Below are 21,855 nucleotides of genomic sequence, written 5' to 3'. Positions count from 1 at the left end.
GCGTTAGGTTCGGCGGGTTTTCCTTTGTTTTCCGGAAAGCACGCCGATTTTTTATTGTCCCCTTCGTGTCAAGTCCTCTCGCGATTCACGAAAGAGAAGACGCCAGTCGGCGAGGGATCACGGCGTCGCGAGGAAGTCCCGCACCTCCGCCAGGAACTGCCCACGACCGCGTTCGGCGCGATCGAGGTGCGCGTAGTGCGTCGCGCCCGCCAGCTCGACCGACCGCACCGACCGCGCGTGCACCAGGTGCTCGGCCAGCAGGTCGGCATCGCCCGGCCTGCTCCAGAAGTCGTACTCGCTGCGCAGGATCAGGGTCCGCGCGGTGACCAGGCTGGCGTCCCACAGCTGCCGGCCGGTCGCGAGGTAGAAGCTGTCCTCCATCGCCCCGGACGGGGCGCGGAAGCTCGCCGGCTGCCGGGAATCGCTGGTGGGGTCCGAGGCCAGCGCGCCCCGAACGTAGGCGTCGACGACGGCGGGATCGCGCCACACCGACTTGTCCTCGACCGGAATGCCGCTGTCCCACGATGGAAGCAGGCTCGCAGCGGTGCTCAGCCGGTAGGCCCCGTATCGGGCCGCGTTGAACCGGCCGGGGTGGTCAGGGTCCTCGTTGTCGGTGCCCCTGCCCAGAGTCGGGTGCCCGTCGAGCGGTCCGTAGAGGGCGTTGTAGAGCACGAGGTGGCTGACGCGGTGGGGATGGGCGGCGGCGTACTGGCCGAGCCAGTGTCCGCCGGTGGCCCAGCCGAGCAACGCGACCTGGCCGCTGCCTGCGCGACGCGTGATCGCCTCCACGACGGCGGTCACGTCGCGCACCACGGCCGCGGAGCGGACGGCGGGCGGGCTCGACTCCGGCGGCCGCTGCAGCTCGGCGGGCCGGGTGGAGGCGCCGTAGCCGCGGGCGTCCATCACGTAGACCCGGTGTCCCGCCCTGGCCAGGTCGGCTGCGAGTGAACCGCCGGGGACGGGCAGGTCGAAGCTCGCCACACCGGGCACGCGCGCGCCGTGCAGGAGCAGCACCGGGGGCTTGGGCCGCGCCGGTCGCCCGGCAGGCCGGACTTCCCGGACGGCGATCCGCACGCCGGGATCGCTCGTGACCCGGAACTCCGCGCGGACCAGCTCGCGCCCGGCCTCGGTCGGCGGTGCGGGGGCGACCAGGGTCGCGGCGGCCGCCGCGATCGCCGCAGCGGTGCTGGACAGGATGGTGAACACGTTGCGCATGCCTCGATCCTGGGACCGACCGGCGCCTCTCGATACGTGATATAGCTGCGCGAGGGGCCATCGATATCCCGGCCGTATCGATCGAGGGAGGACACCGGTGGAGCTGCGGCACCTGCGCTACTTCGCTGCCGTGGCGGAGGAACTGCATTTCGGCCGGGCCGCCGAGCGGCTCGGCATCCGGCAGCCTCCGCTGAGCCAGCAGATCAAGGCGCTCGAGGACGACCTCGGGGTCGCGCTGTTCGACCGCAGCAGCCGCAGGGTGCGGCTCACCGCCGCGGGGCAGACGCTGTACCCGGCCGCGCGCGACATCCTCGCCTCGGTGCAGGCGGCGCGGCGCACGACGCGGAGGGCAGGCCGGGGCGAGTCGGGCGAGCTGTCGCTCGGGTTCGTCGGCTCGGCCACGAACGTCCTGCTGCCCGAGGCACTGCGTGCCTTCCGGCGGGACTACCCGGACGTCACGCTGCACCTTCGGGAGCTGACCACGATGCAGCAGGCGCACGCCCTGCGCGAAGGCGCGCTGGACGTGGGTCTGCTGCGCCCGCCGCTGCCCGCCGACGCGGCTGCCGGGCTGACCGTCGACCCGGTCGGCGCGGAACGGCTGATGGCGGCGCTGCCCGTCGACCACCCGCTCGCCGCCGAGCGGGTGGTCGACGCCGGACGGCTCGCCGCCGAACCGTTCGTGCTCTTTCCCCGCGAGCTCGGACCCGGCCTGCACGACCGGATCCTCGGCTACTGCGCCGAGGCCGGTTTCGCGCCCGCCATCGCGCAGGAGGCGGTGCAGATGCAGACCATCGTCGCGCTCGTCGCGAGCGGGCTCGGGGTATCGGTCGTGCCCTCGTCGGTGGCGCGCACCCGCAGGCAGGGAGCGGTTTTCCGGCCGCTACGCCCCTCGGCCCGGGTCGTGCACCTCGCGGTGGCCAGACGGCGGAACGAGGAGAACCCGGTGGCGCGCAACTTCGTCACCGCCGTGAGGCGCGCGGCCTCATGAGGCAACGCCGATGCCGATCGCCTGCCCCGCTCCGACAACCGGCACGAGGCAACCGGCCGTCTCCCGGCCCTGGCCACCGAGCTCATCGAGGTCGCGCTACAGCCGGGCGTTCCCGGTGTCGGTTCCGGCGTCGCGGGGCATTGGACACCGTGTCCCCACGGCCGACCGGAACCACCCACACGCGGTGCGTCGTGCGCCGGTCTAGAAACGCGTGCGGACCGGCGAGTCCAGCCAGGCAAGCAACCGCCTCCACAAGTTTCCCGCTCCCATGGAGATCCTGCTGAACCGAGTCATCTCGCGGCGCCCCTTCCTGTGCATGTCCGGCACGGCGCGGTCGTTGTCACCGTGGCGCCCGGTTGATCGTCGGCAGGCGCCTCGGTGTTTCACCCCTGGGGCAAAGGAATCCCAGCCGCCCGGCTGTGCGCACTGGCAAGGTCGGGTCCATGCCCGTCACCTCCGGAATCAACCACGTCACCACGTTCACCACGGACCTCGACCGCATGGCCCGCTTCTACGAGGACATGTTCGGCGCGGAGATCGTGTTCGAACGGCAAGCGACCGACGGTCACCCGCGCACGGCGATCGTCGAGCTCGGTGGGACCCGGTATGTGAAGTTCGTCGAGGACCCGGCCTACCGGGCGCCGCACACCACCACGGCGATCGAGCGGTTCGGGCTCGCGGTCGGCTCCCTCGCGATTCTGCGGGAACTCCGGGAACGCATGGCGGCGGCGGGTGCGGCGATCGGTGAGATCGAGCGGCTCCCCACGCAATGGGTGCTTCCTTTCACCGACCCGGACGGCACGCCGCTGCAGGTGTCCGCGCACGCCCGTCCCGGCGACCCCGCCGCGTGACCGCGCGGCCCGTGCGGGGCGCTTGGCTGCTGCTCCGGCGCGACCGCGGTGGCCGGGTCGCCCCCCCGCCGACGGCGCGGGAGGCTGTGGTCTGGACTCGGCGGGCGGACGGCGCCTCGACCGGGGCGGCGGTGCTCAGACGAGGCGGCCGACGCCGGCGAGGCCGAGCTGGCGGGCTTCGTCGTCGGGGTCGGGGGTGTAGCCGGAGTCGGTGGGGCGCCAGTCGGGTATGTGGACGATGCCGGGGTGGAGGATCTCGGCGTCGCCGAAGATGGCTGCGATCTGGTCCTTGTTGCGCATCCAGGTGCGTTCGGTGCGCTGGTCGTAGTCCTTCTTGGCGAGGTTCTGCTGCGCGGCCACGCGAGCGGTCTGCGCGGTGGTGCCGTGGGAGATGACCAGGTAGCTGCCAGGGCAGACCGCGCGCCGGTACCGCTCGATCATGGGAAGCTCCTCGTCGGAGATGAAGTGCAGGACGGCGAACATCAGCAGCCCGACCGGCTTGTCGAAGTCGATGAGGCCCCGCAGGTCCGGATCGGCGAGCACGTGCTCGGGCTGGCGTATGTCGGCGTGGATCGAGGTGGCGTGCGGGTTGTCGGCCAGGATCTCGCGGCCGAGGTCCACGGCGCCACGCTCGTAGTCGATGTAGACCACCCGTGTCTCTGGCGCGATGGCTTGGGCGACCTCGTGCACGTTGTCCTCGGTGGGCAGGCCGGAGCCGAAGTCGATGAACTGGCGGATCCCGTACTCGCCGGTGAGCAGGTGCACCACGCGCTGCAGGAACTCCCGGTTGTAGCGCATCAGCGCGGGCACCAGTGGTAGTGCGCGCACCATGCGGTTGCCGGCGGCCTCGTCGACCGGGTAGTAGTGCGAGCCGCCGAGGATGTAGTCGTAGACACGGGCGGGGCTGGGCTTGCTGGGGTCGGATTCGCGTGGGCCGTAGGCGGGCTGCTCGCCGGACAGGGTCATCGTTGCTCCTTGAACTCGTGAAGAAACCGCAGGGAGTCGGCGGGGCGCAGGGCGGTGCGCACGGCGGAGGACCAGAGTCGTTCGCAGGCCTCGATGCGGCTGATCGGGATCGGGTCATCGCCGATGCGGCCCCAGGCAAAGGTGAGGTCGTCGAGGCTCTGAACTGGGTGGGGCAGGCGCAGGAGCGTCAGGGCGTCCTGTACTCCGGGGGTGGCGCCGAACGTCGAGACCTGAACGGTGATGTTCGGCTGACCGGCGAGCGCGGTGAGGTGGTCGAGTTGCTCCTCCAGCACCGTTGGAGGACCGGGCGGGCGTCGGTAGAAGCAGGATTCGCTGAGCACGGCGTAGATCTCGGGTGGGTCTTGGCGGCACAGCACGCGGTCGTGGCGGGACAGGATCGCGTCGGTCTTCGCCCGCCGCAGCCGCGCCGGCTGGCCGGCGAGGGCCGCGTAGGCGTAGGACTCGCAGGCCAGCAGGTCGGGAATCATCTCGCTGCCGAGCAGCCGGATACTTGCGGCGTCCTCCTCCAGGTCGACGTAGCGCCGGCTGCTGTCGGTGTCGTACGCCGCCCGCGGTCCGCCCCACCGGTCGCGCTTGGCGTAGCGGGGCCTGAGCGTGCACGCCAGCTCGATGACGGTGTCCTCGGCGCCGTAGGCGCGCAGTAGCGCGATCAGGTCGGCCTCGCGCATGCCGCCGTCGCCGCGTTCCAGCCGGGCGATCTTGTTCTGCCCCACTCCGCTGCTCATGCCAGGGCGCACGGTCCGTGCGGCGTCCAGCTGCGTGAGCCCGGCGCGGGCACGCAGGTGATGGCACAACGCGGCCAACTGGAGACGGCGGCCGGTCGGCGTGCGCGCCACGGCGGCGTCGAAAGCGGTCATCGCGGTTCCCAAGGGCCAGGGCAAGCCTGAATCCTGGCCGTGTCGGCACGGGTACGGCAAGTGCGTCGCTCAAATGGCCCCCTTGAAAAGGCTATATAGCCGACTATCGTAAACCATTGAGAGCACATGTGGTTTTATCTAATGAAACGCAGCGGGGGCGGGGAGGAATGGCATGAGCGTGGCACTTGTCGTCGATGACGTTGGCTGGGCTGCCGACCTGCGCCCGGAGAGGGCGCCATCACGCTTCGGTGTTGTGGCTGGGGCCTGCGGGTGCTGCTGTCCGTCCGGTGTGGACCTGCGCCGCGCGATCAGGGCCGGAGTCGACTCGCTGTTCTCGCGCCGACGTCCGCAACGGGGACGGAGGCCGAGCTGTGGTTGTGCATGACACCGCGGTGACGGCCGCGCTGCGCGGGGTGTGCCGCGACGCCCACGAGGCCGTGGAGCAGATGACGACCGGTGAGGGCCTCTCGGTGACCCAGGAGCACCGCCTGGCGGCACGGTTGATCGAGGTCGGCGACCTGCTCGACGAACACGCCGACCAGCGCGCGGCCGGCGCCGGAATTCCGGGGTCCAAGATCGCGGCCGAGGACGGTGCCCCGAGCGGCCACCGAGGCCGGGCGGAGGAGGCTGTCGAGTGAGTCGCAAGCGGCGACCGAAGGGTTCGGGATCACGGCCCCAGCGCAGGGTTCCCACGGGTGTTCCAGGACTTGACTGGGTGACGCCGGCTGCCCAGACCATCTTCACCGGCGAGCGGCGTGACGGCACGACCTTCGCCGTCGACCAGTGGCAGCTGGCCTCGGCGGTCACCCTGCTGGCGCTGCGGGCCGGACGCGGGGTGCTGTCCCTGACGGCCAGCGGGTGGGCACTGGCCCGAGAAGACGTCGAGCGCGGGTATCGATGGCGGCTGTCGATGCAGCGCCCGTCGCAGAACACGCTCACCCTGCACCTGCACGACACGCGGCAGACCACACCACACCGCGTCCAGCTGATCGACATCACCGGGAGCCCCGACGGGGGTCTGCGAGCTCACCACAGGACGCTGACCGCGGCGAAACCCGGGCTCAGCGGCGACACCGAGACCGACACCCACCTGGCGATCATGCTCACCATGCTGCGGGAGAACGGCGGCACCCTCTCCGCCCACCCCGACGAACTCGCAGCCACCGCCGAGCTGATCCATAGTGGACACCACTGGCGGGTGGTGGAGCTGCCCTTCAGCGGCAAGGCCAAGACCTTCCAGCTCGAAGAACCTGAAGAACCTCCTGGGTGACCTGCCGCGAGCCGGCCCCAAGCCGACTACGAGGAGTTCTGTTCGCGATCGCAGGCCTCCGCGATGTCCTGCGTTTCCCAGGAGACCATGAGCTCGCCGGCGCGCGCGGCCGCCGCGAGGTCGGGCAGCTTCGCGATGGCGAGGTGCGTCCTCACCGCGGTAGACGACGCCGGGGAGATCACCGTGGCCGCTCCGCCGCGCGGTAGCGCAGCCCGTCGACGAGCAGCGCGACCATGCGCCGCGCCTGGTCGGGCCGGTCGGCGTCGGTGGCATAACACAGACCGGACACCGCCTGGAGCAGCTCCATGGCGTCCAGGTCGGCGGGGATCGCCCCGGCCGCGGCCGCGGATTCGAGCAACGCCGCCAGTGCGGGCCGGAACCGCCTCTCGAAATAGGCGGGCAGAGCGTCGAAGGCCGGGTCACCCGAGTGCAGGGCCGCGGCGAGCCCGCGCTTGGTCGCGACGAAGTCGACGCACCGGTACAGCCACCGCTCCAGCGCCTCGGCGGGCTCACACTCGGCCGCGAGGACGGGCGCCTCGTCGGCGCAGGCGTCGACCTCGTGCCGGAACACTGCCGTGACCAGGTCGGACCTGCGAGGGAAGTGGCGGTACAGCGTGCCGAGGCCGACCCCGGCCTTCGCCGCGATCTCGCGCACCGGGGCGTCCACTCCCGAGGTGGCGAACACCGCCTTCGCCGCCGCGACCAGCGCGTCGACGTTGCGTCGCGCATCGGCGCGCAGCGGCCTCGAGGGCGCCTCCTCGCTGCTGTCCTGGCCCACGCCACTCCTCAGCCACACCCGTCCGACCTGCCGTTCGCTCGATGATAGGCCACCCGAACGCGCAGGTTACGGCGCGGACGGCGGAGATCGGTTGATAAGCGGAACGGCGCTCCATATAATCGGATCAGCGTTCCAGTTACCCCGTGAACGCGTCATCGTTCCCACCACCACATCGTTGAAGGAGTCTCCGTGGCCGACAGTGCCGACGCGATACGGATCAACGGAACCGCGGTCGAGCCACCCGGCGATCCGCGGGTGTCCCTGCTCGACCTGCTGCGGGAGCGACTGGAGCTCCACGGCGCGAAGAAGGGGTGCGACCAGGGCGCGTGCGGCGCCTGCACCGTGCTGGCCGACGGCGAGCGCATCGTGTCGTGCCTCGCGCTCGCCGTGCAGTACACCGGGCGCGAGGTCGTGACCATCGAGGGGCTCACCGGCGAGGACGGGCCGCATCCGCTGCAGCGGGCGTTCGTCGAGCACGACGGCTTCCAATGCGGCTACTGCACGCCCGGCCAGATCTGCTCGGCGGTCGGCATGGCCGCGGAGCTGGAGCGCGGGGTGCCGAGCTACGTCACGGACGACCTCGCCGCCGAGCGGATCGCACCCGGCCGGGACGAGGTGCGCGAGCGGATGAGCGGGAACCTGTGCCGCTGCGGCGCGCACAACGGCATCGTCGCGGCCATCACCGAGACCTACGGAACGGAGGCCCGATGATCCCGTTCACCTACGCCAGGGCCGAGAACGCGGCCGACGCCGTCCGGCTCGGCGCCGCGGACGGCGTGAAGTACCTCGGCGGTGGCACCAACCTGGTCGACCTGCTGCGCGAGAGCATCGAGCGGCCGACCACGCTGGTCGACGTGACGGGCCTGTCCTCGGCCATCGAGGAGCGCGACGCCGGCCTGCTGATCGGCGCGGCGGCCCGCAACACCGCGGTCGCCGAGCACCGGCTCGTGCGCACCCGGTACCCGGTGCTCTCCCGTGCGATCTCCTCCGGCGCGTCCGCGCAGATCCGCAACATGGCGACCGTCGGCGGCAACCTCCTCCAGCGGACACGCTGCCCCTACTTCTACGACGCCGACGGCTTCCGTTGCAACAAGCGCAATCCCGGCGAGGGCTGCGACGCCGTCGACGGCTCCAATCGCACGCACGCGATCCTCGGCGCATCGTCGGCGTGCGTCGCCGTCCATCCTTCGGACCTGGGCGTGGCGCTCGCCGCTCTCGACGCCGACGTGCACCTGCACGGTACAACGGGCAACCGCACCGTGCCGCTGACCGAGCTGCACCGGCTGCCGGGAGACCGTCCGGACGTCGAGACCGTGCTCGAACCGGGTGAGCTGATCACCGCGATCGAGCTGCCCGCACCGCCACCGGCGACGCGGTCGGCGTACCGCAAGGTCCGCGACCGGGCGAGCTACGCGTTCGCGCTGGTGTCGGTGGCCGCCGTGCTCGGCGTGGAGGACGGCCGCGTCACCGCCGCGCGGATCGCGCTCGGCGGCGTCGCGCCCAAACCCTGGCGGGCTCGCACGGCGGAGGCCGCGCTCCTCGGCGGCCCCGCCACGGAACAGGCGTTCCGCGCCGCCGCCGAGGCCGAGCTGGCCGACGCGAAACCGCTGCGCGACAACGGGTTCAAGGTGGAGCTCGCCGCCCGCACCATCACCGCCGTGCTCGGCCGACTGGCAAGGGAGCAAGCATGAGCAAGCCGGACAACACCGTGAAGGACGCACTCGCGCTGGGCCCGGAGAACTGGGCGGACGGTGAGGACCCGCTGGCCCGTCGCCGTGGCGGGCGGATCGGCGCGCCGGTGTCGCGGCTCGACGGTCCGCTCAAGGTACGGGGCAAGGCGCCGTTCGCCGCCGAGTTCCCGGTGGAGGGGATGGCCTACGCCGCGCTCGTCTTCAGCACGATCGCGAAGGGCCGCATCGCCACGCTCGACACCGCCGCCGCCGAGGCGGCGCCAGGCGTGGTCCTCGTGATGACCTACCGCAACGCTCCCCGCATGCGGCCGATGCAGCAGTTCGACTCAAGCGAGAAGGCGGGCGGCGCCGACACGCTGCCGATCATGCAGGACGAGCACGTGTACTGGAACGGGCAGCCGATCGCACTCGTGCTGGCCGAGACGCAGGAGCAGGCGGACCACGCCGCGTCGCTGGTGCGCGTGACGTACGAGCCCGGGCACGCCGTCACCTCCTTCGCCGAGGCGAAGGCGAACGGTACCGACACCGGCGACTTCCACGGTCCACTCCACCTGGAGATCGGCGACGCGGAGGAGGCGCTGCGGGCGGCGGCCGTCTCGGTCGACGTCACGTACCGCACCCCGCCGCACAACCACAACGCCATCGAGCCGCACGCGACGACGCTGGCCTGGCACGGCGACGAGCTGGTGGTTCACGACGCGACCCAGCTCGTGACCCACACCGCGTGGACCCTCGCCCACATTTTCGGTGTCGACGAGTCACAGGTCCACGTCACCTCGCCCTTCGTGGGCGGTGGTTTCGGCGGGAAGCTCGTCGCCCAGCACCAGGTGCTGGGCGCGGCCGCCGCGCGGCTGGCCGGCCGCCCGGTGCGCATCGCGCTCCCTCGCGAGGGTGTGTACCGGCTGATCGGCGGCCGTGCGCGCACCGAGCAGCGGGTGGCCATCGGCGCGAGCGAGGAAGGCCGGTTCACCGCGCTCATCCACACCGGGACGAGCGCGACGACCCGGCACAGCGCGTGGCCCGAGCCGTTCATGCTGGCGGCGCACAGCCACTACGCGGCCGAGACCTTCCTGCTCGACCTGCAGACGGCGTACGTCGACATGGTCGCCAACGGGAGCATGCGCGCGCCCGGAGGAGCCGTCGGGGTCTACGCCCTCGAGTGCACTGTGGACGAGGTGGCCGCCAAGCTCGGCATGGATCCCGTCGAGCTGCGCATCCGCAACGAGCCCGCCACCGGTCCGACCGACGGCAGGCCGTTCTCCTCCCGGCACGTCGTCGAGGCGTGGCGCACGGGGGCCGAACGATTCGGGTGGGCCGGGCGCAACCCGGCGCCCGGCGCGGTGCGTGACGGTGAATGGCTCGTGGGCATGGGCTGCGCGGCCGCGTCACATCCTTACGTCCGCATGCCCGGCGGCGCCGCGCGGATCACGCTGACCGACAAGGGCCTCGCCCGGGTGGAGGTCGCCGCGCACGACATGGGCATGGGCACCGAGACCGCGCAGACCCAGGTCGCCGCCGAGCGGCTGGGCCTGGAGCCCGGCCAGGTGTCGTTCCGCTACGGGGACTCTGCGCTGCCGGGGCTTGTGCCCGCCGCCGGGTCGCAGCAGAGCGCGTCGATCGGCGCGGCCGTGGTCGCCGCCCAGCACGCGCTGGTGGCTGAGCTGCTCAAGCTCGTCAGCGACGACTCCCCGCTCGCCGGGCTCGAGGCGGACGAGATCGGCGCCGTGAACGGGGGGCTGGCCAAACTCGACGAGCCCGAACGGTACGAGAGTTACGCCTCCATCCTCGCTGGTGCCGGACGCGACGAGGTGTCGGTCGAGGCGAGCGGTCCGCCGCCGCTGGAGATGATGAACTGGTCGATGCACTCGTTCGGCGCGATGTTCTGCGAGGTCCGCGTCAACGCGGTCACCGGCGAGACGCGGGTCAGCCGCTTCCTCGGCTCGATCGACTGCGGGCGCGTGCTCAACCCCAAGACAGCGGGAAGCCAGCTGCGCGGCGGGATCGTCATGGGTCTCGGGCTCGCGCTCATGGAGGAGACCCAGTTCGACGAGCGCCGCGGCCGCATCCTGAACGCGAGCCTCGCGGAGTACCACGTGCCCGTGCACCTGGACGTCCCGGAGATCGACCTGATCTGGACCGACCTCCCGGACCCGCACGCGCCCGCGGGCGCGCGGGGCATCGGCGAGCTCGGCATCACCGGCGCGGGCGCCGCCGTGGCGAATGCGATCTTCAACGCCACCGGCAAGCGCGTCCGCGATCTCCCGCTCACACCCGACAAGCTGCTCTGACCACGGGGCCCTCTCGACGCCTAAAGTTGAACGATGGTAAAACTAGTACATCGGTTCAACTTTGTGCTGGAGGGCGGATGGGGCAGGACACCGGACGGGCCGGCTGGCGGGAGTGGAGCGGCCTCGCGCTGCTGGCTCTGCCGACCGCGTTGCTGGGGCTCGACGTCACGGCGCTGTACCTCGTGCTGCCGAGCCTGGCCGGCGAGCTGGGCGCGAGCGCGGCGCAGACGTTGTGGATCATGGACGCCTACGGCTTCTTCATCGCCGGGTTCCTGATCACCATGGGCACCTTGGGCGACCGCATCGGCAGGCGGCGCCTGCTCATGGTCGGCATCGCCGCGTTCGGCGCGGTGTCGGCGTTCGCCGCGTTCGCCCCCGACGCCGCGTGGCTCATCGTGGCCAGGGCGCTGCTCGGCATCGCCGGAGCCACTCTCATGCCGTCGACCCTGTCGCTGATCAGCAACATGTTCCGCGACGCCCGCCAGCGTGCCGTGGCGATCGGGGTGTGGGCGACGATGTTCGCGATCGGCATGGCGGCGGGCCCGGTCGTGGGAGGAGCGCTGGCCGCCGGGTTGTGGTGGGGCGCGGTGTTCCTGCTCGCGGTGCCGATCGCGCTCGTGGTGCTGGCCGGCGCACCCACGCTGCTCCCGGAGTACCGGTCGGCCCGCACGGCGCGGCTCGACCCGCTCAGCGTCGGCCTGTCGCTGACGGCGATCCTGCCGGTGACCTACGCGATCAAGCAGGCCACCGAAGGGTTTGGCGCCGACGTGCTGATCGCCGCCCTGCTCGGCGTCGGCTCGGGGATCGCCTTCGCCCGGCGTCAGCTGCGCCTGCGGGAACCACTGCTGGATCTGCGGCTCTTCGCGAACCGGGCCTTCTCCGCGGCGCTGGCGGTGCTGCTGATCGGTCTCGTCGGGGTCGGCGGGGTGATGATCCTGGTTACCCAGTACCTCCAGCTCGTCGAAGGGCAGTCGCCCATGACCGCCGGGCTCTGGATGGGCCCGCCGGCGCTGGCGATGCTGGTCGCGGCCATCGGCGCCCCCCTGCTGGCCCGCCGCTTCTCCCCCGGCGCCGTCATGGCCGCAACCCTGGCGCTGTCCCTGCTCGGCTATGCGCTCCTCGCCGTCGCCGGTGCCGGCAGCGCGCCGAGCGTGATCGCCGGCTTCGCCTTCGTCTATCTCGGGCTCGGGGCCATCGCCGCACTCGGCACCGACATCGTCGTGAGCGCCGCACCGGCGGAGAGGTCCGGTTCGGCCGCGGCACTGTCGGAAACGGTGCAGGAGCTCGGCGTCGCGGCCGGGGTGGCCCTGCTCGGCAGCCTCACCACCGCCATCTACCGGGCCATGGCGGAGGCGCCGCCCGGCATGCCGCCCGCCGCCGCCGCCACGGCGACCGACAGCCTGTCGGGAGCCCTGTCGGTCGCCCACCAGCTGCCTGCCGGAGCGGTCGAACAGGCCAAGGCCGCGTTCACCACCGGGCTCAACGTCTCCGCGCTCGCCGCCGGACTCGCGATCGCCTTGTGCGCGCTCGCGGCGTTCAGCACGCTCCGGCACCTCCACCCGATCGGCGCCGACACGGTTGAGGCAGACTCGGCACTCTCGACTCACGGGAGGGACGATGGCGGACGGGGACCACGAGGTTGACGGGCGCAAGCTCCGCGGGCAGCGCCGCCGGGCCGAGATCATCGAGGCGACGCTGACCGTGGTGCTGCGCGACGGAGCTTCGGGGGTGACCCACCGGACGGTCGCCAAGGAAGCGGGTATCCCCGCCAGCCTCACCCTCTACTACTTCGCCACCCTCGACGATCTCCTGGTCGGCGCTCTGAGCAGCATCGCGGACGCCTACACCGAACGCATCCGAGGGCTCATCGAGTCCGATGGGGACAAACTCACCGGGCTCGCCGAGTTCATCGCCGAGTCGTCCGGCCCCGGCCGCAAACGAGCGCTGGCCGAGCGGGAGCTGTCGACACTGGCCGCGCGCCGCCCCGCTCTCCGCCCGGTGGCGCGGCGCTGGCGGGAGAACGTCGCCGAGCTCGCCGGGACGCTCACCGCCGACGCCGACGCCATCGAGTCCGTGGTCGCGCTGGCCGACGGCCTGTGCGCCGCGATCCTGCTCGACGACCGCGACGCGGATCCCAGGCACATCCGCAAGCTCCTGAACGACGCGCTGACGAACCCGCACCGCTAGCGTTCACCCTGGAAAGGCGTCGCCGGCCACCGCGAACCCGTCGAGCGAGGCGCGACTACTCGGCCCGCAGACCGTCCAGCCTGGTCACCTGACGCAGCAACGGCAGCGTCAGTGCCGTGGCCGCGAGCACGGCGAGCACCGCCGCGCCACACACGATCCCGATGAGCCCGGCGTCCAGGCTGAGGCTCAGGCCCGCGTAGCGCAGGGTCGGCAGCGTGATCCCGATCCCCGCCACGACGGCGAGCACGACCCCGATGGCGACGGGAATGGCGTTCTGCCACAAGGATCCCCTGGCCAGCACCGACAGCGGGACCCCAGCCGCCGACAGGGCCGCCAGCGGGCGGCGGCGTTCGACGATCTGCTCGATCGAGAGCATCAGCAACGACAGCGCGGCCACCGCCAGCACGAAGATCGACGCGACCAGCAACATGCCGCGCATCGTGCGCGTCGTCTCGTCGAGGCGGCTCGAGTCGGACACCGCCAGCGCGGGCCGGACGTCGACCTCCCAGCTCAGTGGACCGACCGCAAGTGAGGCGGCCTCGAACACCCTGGCCGGCGCCCCGGTGCCCGTCACGTACAGCACGCGCTCGGCGTCGGACGGGGTCACGCCACCCAGCGCGCCCGGCGTGACGAGCAGGATGGACGAGACCTCGCGCGCAGCCTGGTCCGCGGGCACCTGCCGCACCTCCGCCGGGAGTGTCCACTGCGGACCGTCGGTCTGCTCACCGTCGCCGCCGTAGGAGTAGAACCGCACCCGCGCGCCCGGTTCGGGCATGGCGAGGCCGCTGCTCTCCCGTAGTGCGCCGACCGAGAACACGTCGCCGTCGGCACACGTGCCCAGCTCGGCACGGGAGGCCAGCGCCGCGCAGTCGCCGATCAGTACCTGCCCGTGCCAGCCCGAGCCGTCGCCTGCCGCGCGCAACGGTGCCGCGACGACCTCGTGCACCGCCGTGATCCCGTCGGTTCCGGCCAGCAGGCTCGCGGCCTCGTCGACCTGCTCGTCGTCGCCCACGACCTGCGCGGCGACCGGGGTCGCCGCCTGCCACCTGCTGCCCTCGGACTCCGTCGCGCTGACCGCGCCCACGAGCGTCTGGATCAGGATCGCGCCCGCGAGCACGATGACCAGCCCGGAGACCACGCGACTCGCGGTGCCGCTCTCCAGTTGCAGCCTGCGCACCGCCAGCTGCCAGGCCGGCGTGCCGCCCCGCAGCCCGGCGACGAGCTTCTCCACCGCCCACGGCAGCAGCGCCGCGACACCGATCAGCAGCAGCGAGCTGCCCGCGGCCAGCGCCAGGCCGACCGGCGTGGCGTTCGAGCGTTCATCGGCGAGCAGGGTGCCCGCCATCAGCAGGCCGCCGAGTGCCGCGACCGACCAGCGCCACCACATCCGCCTGCGTGCGGGTTTGCCCTGCCGGACAACCCCGAGCGGTTCGACGATCGTGCGGCGCAGGCCGAAGATCGCCGCGCCAACGGCCAGCCCCGGCACCAGCAGCGCGATGACGACGACCAGTGGCCACGACGGGACGAAGTCCTCGGGGAAGAACCGCATCCCGAACAGGTCGAGGTGCCCGATCAGCGGGCGCAGCGCAAGGAACAGCGCGCCACCGAGCACCAGCCCCGCCACGGCGCCAACCAGCGACTCGGCCGCGGCGATGCGGCGGACCTGACGTCCGCTGACGCCCAGCAGCCGCAGTGCCGCGAGCCTGCGTTCCCGTTGCGCGGCGCCCATGCGCGAGGCAGTGGTGACGAAGATCAGCAGCGGCAGCAGGAGGACCACCGCGACCGGCGCCACGAACGCCGCCGTGGTGATGTCAAGGGCGAGGCCGTCGGGTTCCGCGCCGAACCCGTACACCGGCGTGGTGTAGTCCTCCCCCTTCAGCCGCTCCGCCGTGTCCCCGACGTACACCACCCGGTCGCTGGCCAGGCCCAGACCCGCCTTGCCGACCTCGCCGACGACGGTGCCCCCGATGCGGGCCCGCGCCGGCTCACCGGCCGGGCTGGCGAGGTAGTCGGCCGCCGCGGGCGAGACCACGACCTCCCCAGGAGCGGGGATGCGGTCCAGCCCCGGCGGCACCGGCGCGTTCGGCCCGTCCGGCGCGACGACCACGGCCCGCAGGTAGTCGTCGCCCCCGTCGATGAACCAGTCGAGCCGGTACAGCGGGTCGACACCGGGGCGCGGTTCGACCTGCGGGACCTGGGCGGCCTCTCTGGCGTCCTGCTCGCTCACCAGCGTGTTGATCGACGCCGCCGGGAGCAGGACCGCGACGACGAGCGCGACCCCGAGCGTGGTCATCGCCAGCCGCAGCAGCGCCTGCCCCGAGATCCGGCCACCCCCGACGGCCAGCCGGAGCCCCAGCAGGAGATCGCGGATCATGCCGCCAGCTCCAGGTCTTTCACGCGGCCGTCGCGGACCACGATCTCCCGGTCGGAGTGAGCGGCCACGCGCGGTTCGTGGGTCACCAGGACGACCGCGGCGCCCGCGCCGCGCGCGGCGTCGGTGAGCAGGCGCATCACCTTCTCGCCGTTGAGCGAGTCCAGCGCGCCGGTGGGCTCGTCCGCGAACACCACCTTGGGATCGCTGACCAGCGCCCTGGCCACCGCCACGCGCTGACCCTGGCCGCCGGAGACGTCGCCGGGCCTGCGGTCGCCGAGGTCGCCGACCTCGAGCCGCTCCAGCCACTGCCGCGCCCTGGCCTCCGCTGGCTTGCGCTTGGCCCCGCCGAGCCGCAGCGGCAGCGCCACGTTCTCCAGGCAGGTCAGCTCCGGGACCAGCTGACCGAACTGGAAGACGAACCCGAAGTCCGTGCGCCGCAGCGCGCTGCGCTCGCCGTCGGACATTTCGACCAGATCCCGGCCCTGGTATCGGATCGAGCCCGAGTCGGGTCGGACGATGCCCGCGAGGCAGTGCAGCAGCGTGGACTTGCCGGAGCCCGAGGGGCCCATGACGGCCAGCACCTCGCCCGCGCGCACGGCGACGTCCGCGCCACGCAGCGCCTCGGTCGGGCCGAACGACTTGTGCAGGTCTCGTCCGGCGAGCAATGGTTCGGTCATGAGCGCACCACCTCCGCGAGTGCGTCGAGCCGCGCCGCGGTGAGTTCCAGCCACCGCAGGTCGGCCTCCAGATGGAACAGGGCGTGATCGCAGATCAGCTGGTCGGCCAGGTCGCCGTCCGCCTTGCGCCTGGTGAGATCGCGCATGACGGCGAGGTGGGCCGAGCGCTGGGTGTCCAGCACGTCGTGGGCGCTGCGCCCGGACAGCAGCGCCAGCACCACCTTGGTGTAGAGCGTGTTCTGCAGGTACGGCTCCGGGTTCTCCGCCGTGCGCAGCCACGTCTCGACGTCGGTCACCCCGGCGTCGGTGATCGTGTAGCGCTTGCGGTCCGGACCGGCCCCGTGTTCGACCCCTGCCTCCTCGACGAGCCCGTTGCGCAGCAGCCGCGACAACGTCGAGTACACCTGGCCGTACGCGAGCTGCTTGCCATGGGCGAACTGCTCGTCGTAGGCGCGCTTGAGGTCGTAGCCGTGTCGCGGCCCCGGTTCGAGCAGCGCCAGCAGCGTGCGCGAGACCGACATCGGCCCCTCCTTTCCCTGTGGTCGAGCGTCGGTGCCGTGCACTATACACACGGTGTATTCACTGTGTGTATACCCGGCACCTGGCCCGCGAGCGCCCGCGGTGCTCGCGCGATCCGAGGAGGAAGGCAGGCAAGCCCTGGACCGGCGAGCCGACCCCGGCGCCATGACCGACCACTTCGGACTGTGGGGCCTCGAGATCGCCGAACGGCTCCCCGCGGCGTTGCGGCGGCGACGACGGCCGCGGGCCGTTTCACATCGCGAGGGTCAGCACCGTCACCGCGTAGATGACGACGAGCACCACGCCGTCGAACCCGAGCCGCCACCAGCCCCTGCGCTGGCGCACGAGAAGCCCGCCCAGCAGCACCGCCGTCATGAGCAGGGCCGAGGTGGTGAGGAACAGCTGGTCCTGGCTGGCGGCGTGGTAGAGCGAGCCGCCTCCGTAGAGAACGTCGCCGACGACCAGGTTCAGCGCGTCGAGACTGTTGCCCCCGACCACGGCCGCGATGGCCAGCGTCACCGCGCCCCGGCGCACCGCGGCGAGAGCCGTGACCGTCTCCGGCAGAGCGTTGACGAGGCCCATGAACACGGCACCGACCACGCCCGCGTTCAGACCCGTTGCCGTGACCAGGCTGTCGGCGGCACGTGCGACCGCCCAGCCGCCGACCACCACCACGGCGGCGATCAGCACGAACTCCGTCCACAGTGCACCGAGACCGCGGCTGCTCAATCGCCCGTGGTCGTCCGGCTCGTCCGGCTGCGTCTCGCTGGTGGCGATCGCACGCCACATCGGGTGCGGCTGCCCCCGGATCAGCGCCAGCCCGCCGACGTAGAAGGCAACGAGGATCGCCGAGGCCGGATGCACACCGGCCACGGTGACGTCCGGGCTGAACGACGCGAGCAGGGCCGTGCTCAGCAGCACGATCAGCAGGCAGCCGAACAGGAGGTTTCCGGGCGAGGCCGCCGCGTGCTCGAGGTTCACCCGCCGGTGCGCGGCGTCGGCCACCACGATCGCGAGAGTCTGGGCGGCGATCCCGCCGACGGCGTTGCCGTAGGCCAGTTCGGGCTGGTCGGCGGCCGCGCTCACGCCTGTCATGACGATCCCGGACAGCGACGTCGCGAGTCCGAAGAAGACCGCGCCGAACAGCGCCTCGCCCCAGCCGGTCCGGTCCGCCAGCGTGTCGCCGAGCGCGGCCAGCCGGATGCTGCACAACACCGTCAGCACCGCGGCGGCCACGAACACCGCGACGGACAACCCGACCGGCCATTGCTGGGTCAGCACCGCGGGCTCCCCGCCCCCTTCGATCCCGCCTCCGTGATCACGTGGCCACTGGCTACCCGCGTGCCCCCCGTCTCATGCATCGCCGAGGACGACACGGCGGACAGACCGCTGGTCAGGTCACTCTGATGCGCCACGCGAGCAGGCCCGCCGCGACGAGTCCCGCCGTCGCCAGCGCACAGCTGACGACGAACGGATCGAAACCGGAGAGCGCGGGAGCGAAACCGATGCCGACGTAGAGCGTTACCCCCGACGAGCCGCCGAGCTGGTCGGCGGCACGCTGGACACCGGACGCGACACCCGCGTCGTCGCCGGTCACGCCGCTCACCGCCGCGTACTGCAGGCCGACGAGGCCGAAGCCCATGCCTGCGGCGATCAGCACCATCGCCGGGAGCGACTCCAGCGCACCCGCCGCGACACCGGAGCCGAGTGCGATCGACACCATCCCGGCCGCGGTCAGCACGATGCCGACGAGCGCGCAGGCCCGCGCTCCCCACCTGCCGACGACGCGGGGCACGAGGGTCGCCGCCGCCACGAGCGTCACCGCGAGCGGCAGCAGCGCCACGCCCGCCGCCAGCGGGCCGAGGGCCGCCCGTTGCTGGAGCTGGAACGTCAGCAGCAGGAACGACGTGGACAGGGCGCCGCTGAGCAACGCGGTCGCGACGTTGGCGAGCACCCGAGCCCGGTTCCGGAAGAGCGCGGGCGGGAGCAGCGGGCGAGCCGCCCGCCGCTCCACGACGACGAGCAGGCCGCCCGCCACCGCCGCGCCTGCCAGCGCGACAGCCGCCACCCACGGGTGCCCGCCGCCCTCCCCCGCCTCGACGATCCCGAACACCAGCAGCAGCGGCGCGAGCGTCAGCAGCACCGAGCCGGGCAGGTCGAGCGGTGTCCGTTCGCCCGGTGGATCAGTGGGAACGAGGACCGCGCCGGCGGCGAGCACGAACACGACGAACGGCACGCAGACGAGGAAGATCCACCGCCAGCCGAGCAGTTCCGTGATGACGCCCGAGAGCACGAAACCCAGTACCAGGCCGGTGCTGGCGACGGCGGCCCACACGCTCAGTGCGCGAGTCCGGCGCGGCCCTTCGGGAAACGTCAGCACGATCACCGCCATCGCCGAGGGAAGGGCGAGCGCCTCGCCTACCCCCTGCAGCATTCGCGCGGCCACCAGCAGGGGATACGACGGCGCCACGCCCGCCAGCAGCGAGGCGGCGCCGAACACCGTCGCGCCGGTGAGCAGGACCCGCCGTCTGCCGAGCACGTCACCGAGACGGCCGCCGAACATCAGCAGGCCACCGCCCGCGACGGTGTAGCCGACGACGACCCACGTCAGCTCGCGGGCGCCGACGCCGAAGTCGGCGCCGATCGAGGGCAGCGCGATGTTGACCACGGTGACGTCGACCGCGATCAGGAACTGCAGCATGGAAAGGGAACCGAGGACGAGCCAGGGCCGCAGCCCGGACGTCGCCCGGTGAATGTCCGTACGCACGAAAGATGCTCCGTTGCTCGAGAGAAATCCGAGCAGCACAAATAAGGCCGCTCCGGTCCAGAACGAAGCGACGGAGAATGTTGCGGGAGAACCGCTCCGCCGCTAGTGGCGGAGCGTCCTCGTCACGGCCGCGGCCGCGGCGGAAGCGCCAGACATGTCGCGCAGACTAGCAGGACACCACGGTCCGGACCGGCGCCCTCCCCGCGAGAACACGGGCACGCGCGGCCTGACCTGCGCCGAGAGATTCATCATCACCGGCCTCAATGGCCGTCCGACCGCGGCTGGTGGAAACGATCAGCGCCGAGGTACCGTCGACCGCTCGTAGCCGAGTGACAACGGGGGTGTCGTGAGCCGACGCAAGATCTGGGTCAACCTGGGTGCTCTCGCCGTCGTGGGAGTGCTGGCCGGCGGGTTCTGGGCGGGTTACCAGCAGGCCCCCGACGACGACCGCGCGAACCTGGTCACCGAAGCGGGCGGGGAGCCCATCGACGACCAGGCCAAGGGTGGCCCGACCCCGCCGAGCCTGAGCGCTCCCGGGGCTCCGCGGCCCGAGGCCGTGGCCGGGCAGTGGCTGACCGGCCAGCACACGTTGCACGCGAACGACGCGCGCCCGGACGCCTGGATCAGCCGCGTGGAACAGCTCTCCACCGAGCGGATGCGGGCCGGGCTGGCACAGTTCCGGGACGGCAACGGCGGCATCGTGTGGGAGGACTTCCAGCGCAAGCAGTGCTCCCGTACCGTGCGCGACGTGCGTACCCAGCCCTCACCCTCCTCACCCGGCGCACAGGAGAGCCAGTGGGTGCTCGTGCAGGCGGTGGCCGTCACCAGCTGCCGTCGGGACTCGGCCAACCCGCCGTTCCCGCCCCAGGTTCCCGTGACGGCGACGTTCGAGCTGACCAGATCCTCCGGCAAGTGGCTGGTGAACTCCCGCACCGAGCCTGCCTGACGACGGCCGGTGCCGGGCGCCGCGGTCGCCGGCGCTCCCGGACCCGGCCGATGCCATCGGCCGGCACGCATCGCACACCGGGGATGATTCACCTGCGGACTCGCTCGCGCGGGGCCGCACCGGTCATGGTCACCTGGTGCGGCGCGGCGAAAGCTCCGGCCTGCCGGACGCGGCGGCCGAGCGCCGCGGCTGGAGCAGCCAGCGATCGCGGCGGGCTCCGACGAGTTCGACCACGGCTCCCCCGCGTCGCCCGCCGTCCCCGACCAGGCCAGTGGCACCTCGGCTCACCTGGTGCGGCATGGACGCGTGCGACAGCCGCGTCAAGGCCGCGGCGTACCGGGCACGCAGGCGAGCCCCGGCCCGTCAGTCCACTGTGGAGTAGTGCGACGCGTCGCCAACCCGTGCGGTGCTGCGAACACCGTCGACGCTCTCGGGGATCGTTCCCGCCACCGTGATCCGGTGTAGCCGGCGCGCCTGGTCGTCGTAGTCGGCGACGCCGTAGTGCTGGGTGGCGCGGTTGTCCCAGATCGCCAGGTCACCGGGCTGCCACTGCCAGCGCACGGTGTTCTCCAGCCTGGTGACGCGGGCCTGCAGCAGCCCGAAGATCGCGCTCGACTCCGCCGAGGAGAGCCCGACGAGCTGCTTGACGAAGTGGCCGAGCAGCAGCACCCGCTCCCCGGTCTCGGGATGGACCCGCACGACGGGGTGCTCGGTCTCGTACACGTCGGAGCGGAACTCGTCGCGGTAGGCCTGCTCCTTCACATCCACCCCGCCGATCCGGCGCTCGTCGACGTGACGGGAGTAGTCGTAGAGGTTCGTGTGCACGGCCCACAGCTTCTCGGCCAATGCCTTGAGCGACTCCGGCAGGCCGGCGTACGCCGCGGCCGTGTTGGCCCACACCGTGGTGCCGCCGTAGGCGGGAATCGTGATGGCCCGCAACAGGCTGAACGCCGGGATGCGGTCGACGAACGTGACGTCGGAGTGCCAGCTGTTGGCCCGGCCGTACTCGGCGTCGATGGGCAGGATGTTCTCCAGTCCCACGCTGCGCACCGTGGGGTGCGGCCGGGTCAGCTCACCGAGGAGCCGCCCGAACGCCTGCTGCCCCGCGTCGTCGAGATGGTGCTGGCCGCGGAAGAACACCACCTTGTTCTCCAGCAGTGCCGCCCGGATCCGCGCGACGGTGTCCGCGTCGAGCTCGCCGCCGAGCCGAACCCCGTCGATGCGCGCGCCGATGCGCCCGCCGATCCTGGTCACCGAAACTTCGGTGCTTCGTGCCACATCCACGCTCATTGCTCACTCCTTGGTTCCGTACCGGTCCGCATCAGACTGCGGCTTTCCCCGAGAATCGGGCAATATTTCTGCGGCGTGAAAACAATGCTTCTCAGGACGTGAGAACGTGACACGGAAACCATTGCCGTATCGACGATTTCCGTGCCAGCCTGACGAAACGGGGCCGACTT

General features: G+C 71.9%; 21 protein-coding genes. 10 read left to right on the top strand and 11 right to left on the bottom strand.

Annotated features, from left to right (window positions below):
• Positions 1-117 precede the first annotated feature (117 nt).
• A complete protein-coding gene (locus FCN18_RS05770) occupies positions 118-1,215 on the bottom strand; it encodes an alpha/beta hydrolase (protein ID WP_137093679.1) in 1,098 nt (365 codons plus the stop codon).
• A gap of 97 nt (positions 1,216-1,312) precedes the next feature.
• On the opposite strand from FCN18_RS05770, the gene FCN18_RS05765 reads away from it, so the two are divergent.
• Complete coding sequence (locus FCN18_RS05765) at positions 1,313-2,203, top strand: LysR family transcriptional regulator (protein ID WP_113644265.1); 891 nt, start codon at positions 1,313-1,315, stop codon at positions 2,201-2,203.
• Between the two features lie 443 nt (positions 2,204-2,646).
• Entirely contained in the window at positions 2,647-3,054 is a 408-nt protein-coding gene (locus FCN18_RS05760; protein ID WP_137093677.1) for a VOC family protein, read from the top strand.
• Positions 3,055-3,189: 135 nt separating this feature from the next.
• Here FCN18_RS05760 and FCN18_RS05755 read toward each other — a convergent pair whose 3' ends face one another.
• On the bottom strand, positions 3,190-4,020 hold the full coding sequence (locus FCN18_RS05755) for an SAM-dependent methyltransferase (RefSeq protein WP_137093674.1): 831 nt from the start codon (positions 4,018-4,020) through the stop codon (positions 3,190-3,192).
• Positions 4,017-4,898, bottom strand: a complete 882-nt coding sequence (locus tag FCN18_RS05750; protein WP_137093672.1) for a helix-turn-helix domain-containing protein — start codon at positions 4,896-4,898, stop codon at positions 4,017-4,019. Before FCN18_RS05750 ends, FCN18_RS05755 begins: the two co-directional genes overlap by 4 nt.
• Positions 4,899-5,269: 371 nt before the next feature.
• Here FCN18_RS05750 and FCN18_RS05745 point away from each other — a divergent pair, with 371 nt between their 5' ends.
• The gene (locus FCN18_RS05745) at positions 5,270-5,536 is read left to right on the top strand and encodes a hypothetical protein (protein ID WP_113644268.1); all 267 of its coding nucleotides are present in this window, start codon (positions 5,270-5,272) and stop codon (positions 5,534-5,536) included.
• Positions 5,537-5,613: 77 nt separating this feature from the next.
• Positions 5,614-6,168 (top strand): hypothetical protein, encoded by a 555-nt coding sequence (locus FCN18_RS05740; protein WP_137093670.1) that lies wholly within the window; start codon positions 5,614-5,616, stop codon positions 6,166-6,168.
• A 26-nt stretch (positions 6,169-6,194) separates the two neighbouring features.
• Here the strand turns inward: FCN18_RS05740 and FCN18_RS40495 are convergent, their stop codons facing one another.
• Positions 6,195-6,323 carry a hypothetical protein gene (locus FCN18_RS40495; RefSeq protein WP_255565778.1) on the bottom strand — a complete coding sequence of 43 codons (129 nt, stop codon included), beginning with the start codon at positions 6,321-6,323 and terminating at the stop codon, positions 6,195-6,197.
• A 23-nt stretch (positions 6,324-6,346) separates the two neighbouring features.
• On the bottom strand, positions 6,347-6,946 hold the full coding sequence (locus tag FCN18_RS05735; protein WP_199543293.1) for a TetR/AcrR family transcriptional regulator: 600 nt from the start codon (positions 6,944-6,946) through the stop codon (positions 6,347-6,349).
• 189 nt (positions 6,947-7,135) lie between these two features.
• Between FCN18_RS05735 and FCN18_RS05730 the strand changes: the two genes are divergently transcribed.
• The 5 genes from FCN18_RS05730 to FCN18_RS05710 all read left to right on the top strand — a co-directional run bounded on the left by FCN18_RS05730 (position 7,136) and on the right by FCN18_RS05710 (position 13,112).
• On the top strand, positions 7,136-7,657 hold the full coding sequence (locus FCN18_RS05730; protein WP_112269923.1) for a 2Fe-2S iron-sulfur cluster-binding protein: 522 nt from the start codon (positions 7,136-7,138) through the stop codon (positions 7,655-7,657).
• Complete coding sequence (locus tag FCN18_RS05725; RefSeq protein WP_137093668.1) at positions 7,654-8,637, top strand: FAD binding domain-containing protein; 984 nt, start codon at positions 7,654-7,656, stop codon at positions 8,635-8,637. The genes FCN18_RS05730 and FCN18_RS05725 overlap by 4 nt, the downstream gene beginning before the upstream one ends.
• The gene (locus FCN18_RS05720; protein WP_137093665.1) at positions 8,634-10,925 is read left to right on the top strand and encodes a xanthine dehydrogenase family protein molybdopterin-binding subunit; all 2,292 of its coding nucleotides are present in this window, start codon (positions 8,634-8,636) and stop codon (positions 10,923-10,925) included. The genes FCN18_RS05725 and FCN18_RS05720 overlap by 4 nt, the downstream gene beginning before the upstream one ends.
• Before the next feature lie 77 nt (positions 10,926-11,002).
• Positions 11,003-12,568, top strand: a complete 1,566-nt coding sequence (locus tag FCN18_RS05715; protein ID WP_137093663.1) for an MFS transporter — start codon at positions 11,003-11,005, stop codon at positions 12,566-12,568.
• A complete protein-coding gene (locus tag FCN18_RS05710; RefSeq protein ID WP_112269919.1) occupies positions 12,543-13,112 on the top strand; it encodes a TetR/AcrR family transcriptional regulator in 570 nt (189 codons plus the stop codon). The genes FCN18_RS05715 and FCN18_RS05710 overlap by 26 nt, the downstream gene beginning before the upstream one ends.
• A 55-nt stretch (positions 13,113-13,167) precedes the next feature.
• Here the strand turns inward: FCN18_RS05710 and FCN18_RS05705 are convergent, their stop codons facing one another.
• From FCN18_RS05705 to FCN18_RS05685, 5 genes are all read right to left on the bottom strand, one after another.
• Positions 13,168-15,486, bottom strand: a complete 2,319-nt coding sequence (locus FCN18_RS05705) for an FtsX-like permease family protein (protein WP_137093660.1) — start codon at positions 15,484-15,486, stop codon at positions 13,168-13,170.
• Positions 15,483-16,163, bottom strand: a complete 681-nt coding sequence (locus FCN18_RS05700; protein ID WP_112269917.1) for an ABC transporter ATP-binding protein — start codon at positions 16,161-16,163, stop codon at positions 15,483-15,485. The genes FCN18_RS05705 and FCN18_RS05700 overlap by 4 nt, the downstream gene beginning before the upstream one ends.
• Positions 16,160-16,684, bottom strand: coding sequence for a PadR family transcriptional regulator (locus tag FCN18_RS05695; RefSeq protein WP_112269915.1), 525 nt, complete (start codon positions 16,682-16,684; stop codon positions 16,160-16,162). Before FCN18_RS05695 ends, FCN18_RS05700 begins: the two co-directional genes overlap by 4 nt.
• A 250-nt stretch (positions 16,685-16,934) precedes the next feature.
• The gene (locus FCN18_RS05690) at positions 16,935-17,963 is read right to left on the bottom strand and encodes a sodium:calcium antiporter (protein ID WP_113644276.1); all 1,029 of its coding nucleotides are present in this window, start codon (positions 17,961-17,963) and stop codon (positions 16,935-16,937) included.
• Between the two features lie 112 nt (positions 17,964-18,075).
• Positions 18,076-19,449 (bottom strand): MFS transporter, encoded by a 1,374-nt coding sequence (locus tag FCN18_RS05685; RefSeq protein ID WP_228713673.1) that lies wholly within the window; start codon positions 19,447-19,449, stop codon positions 18,076-18,078.
• Positions 19,450-19,795: 346 nt separating this feature from the next.
• On the opposite strand from FCN18_RS05685, the gene FCN18_RS05680 reads away from it, so the two are divergent.
• On the top strand, positions 19,796-20,395 hold the full coding sequence (locus FCN18_RS05680; protein WP_113644277.1) for a hypothetical protein: 600 nt from the start codon (positions 19,796-19,798) through the stop codon (positions 20,393-20,395).
• A 363-nt stretch (positions 20,396-20,758) separates the two neighbouring features.
• On the opposite strand, the gene FCN18_RS05670 is transcribed toward FCN18_RS05680, so the two are convergent.
• Positions 20,759-21,685, bottom strand: coding sequence for a TauD/TfdA dioxygenase family protein (locus tag FCN18_RS05670; protein WP_113644278.1), 927 nt, complete (start codon positions 21,683-21,685; stop codon positions 20,759-20,761).
• Positions 21,686-21,855: the final 170 nt, after the last annotated feature.

This window comes from Prauserella endophytica (assembly GCF_005146945.1).
In the GTDB taxonomy this organism is placed as follows: domain Bacteria; phylum Actinomycetota; class Actinomycetes; order Mycobacteriales; family Pseudonocardiaceae; genus Prauserella_A; species Prauserella_A endophytica.
The sequence above is the reverse complement of the archived record's forward strand: the minus strand, read 5'-3'. Positions and strand labels throughout refer to the sequence as shown.

Coding starts and splice junctions, on each gene's coding strand:
- FCN18_RS05725 (WP_137093668.1), top strand. CDS start 7,654: ATGATCCCGTTCACCTACGCCAGGGCCGAGAACGCGGCCGACGCCGTC.
- FCN18_RS05750 (WP_137093672.1), bottom strand. CDS start 4,898: ATGACCGCTTTCGACGCCGCCGTGGCGCGCACGCCGACCGGCCGCCGT.
- FCN18_RS05700 (WP_112269917.1), bottom strand. CDS start 16,163: ATGACCGAACCATTGCTCGCCGGACGAGACCTGCACAAGTCGTTCGGC.
- FCN18_RS05770 (WP_137093679.1), bottom strand. CDS start 1,215: ATGCGCAACGTGTTCACCATCCTGTCCAGCACCGCTGCGGCGATCGCG.
- FCN18_RS05710 (WP_112269919.1), top strand. CDS start 12,543: ATGGCGGACGGGGACCACGAGGTTGACGGGCGCAAGCTCCGCGGGCAG.
- FCN18_RS05670 (WP_113644278.1), bottom strand. CDS start 21,685: ATGAGCGTGGATGTGGCACGAAGCACCGAAGTTTCGGTGACCAGGATC.
- FCN18_RS05695 (WP_112269915.1), bottom strand. CDS start 16,684: ATGTCGGTCTCGCGCACGCTGCTGGCGCTGCTCGAACCGGGGCCGCGA.
- FCN18_RS05705 (WP_137093660.1), bottom strand. CDS start 15,486: ATGATCCGCGATCTCCTGCTGGGGCTCCGGCTGGCCGTCGGGGGTGGC.
- FCN18_RS05760 (WP_137093677.1), top strand. CDS start 2,647: ATGCCCGTCACCTCCGGAATCAACCACGTCACCACGTTCACCACGGAC.
- FCN18_RS05755 (WP_137093674.1), bottom strand. CDS start 4,020: ATGACCCTGTCCGGCGAGCAGCCCGCCTACGGCCCACGCGAATCCGAC.
- FCN18_RS05720 (WP_137093665.1), top strand. CDS start 8,634: ATGAGCAAGCCGGACAACACCGTGAAGGACGCACTCGCGCTGGGCCCG.
- FCN18_RS05715 (WP_137093663.1), top strand. CDS start 11,003: ATGGGGCAGGACACCGGACGGGCCGGCTGGCGGGAGTGGAGCGGCCTC.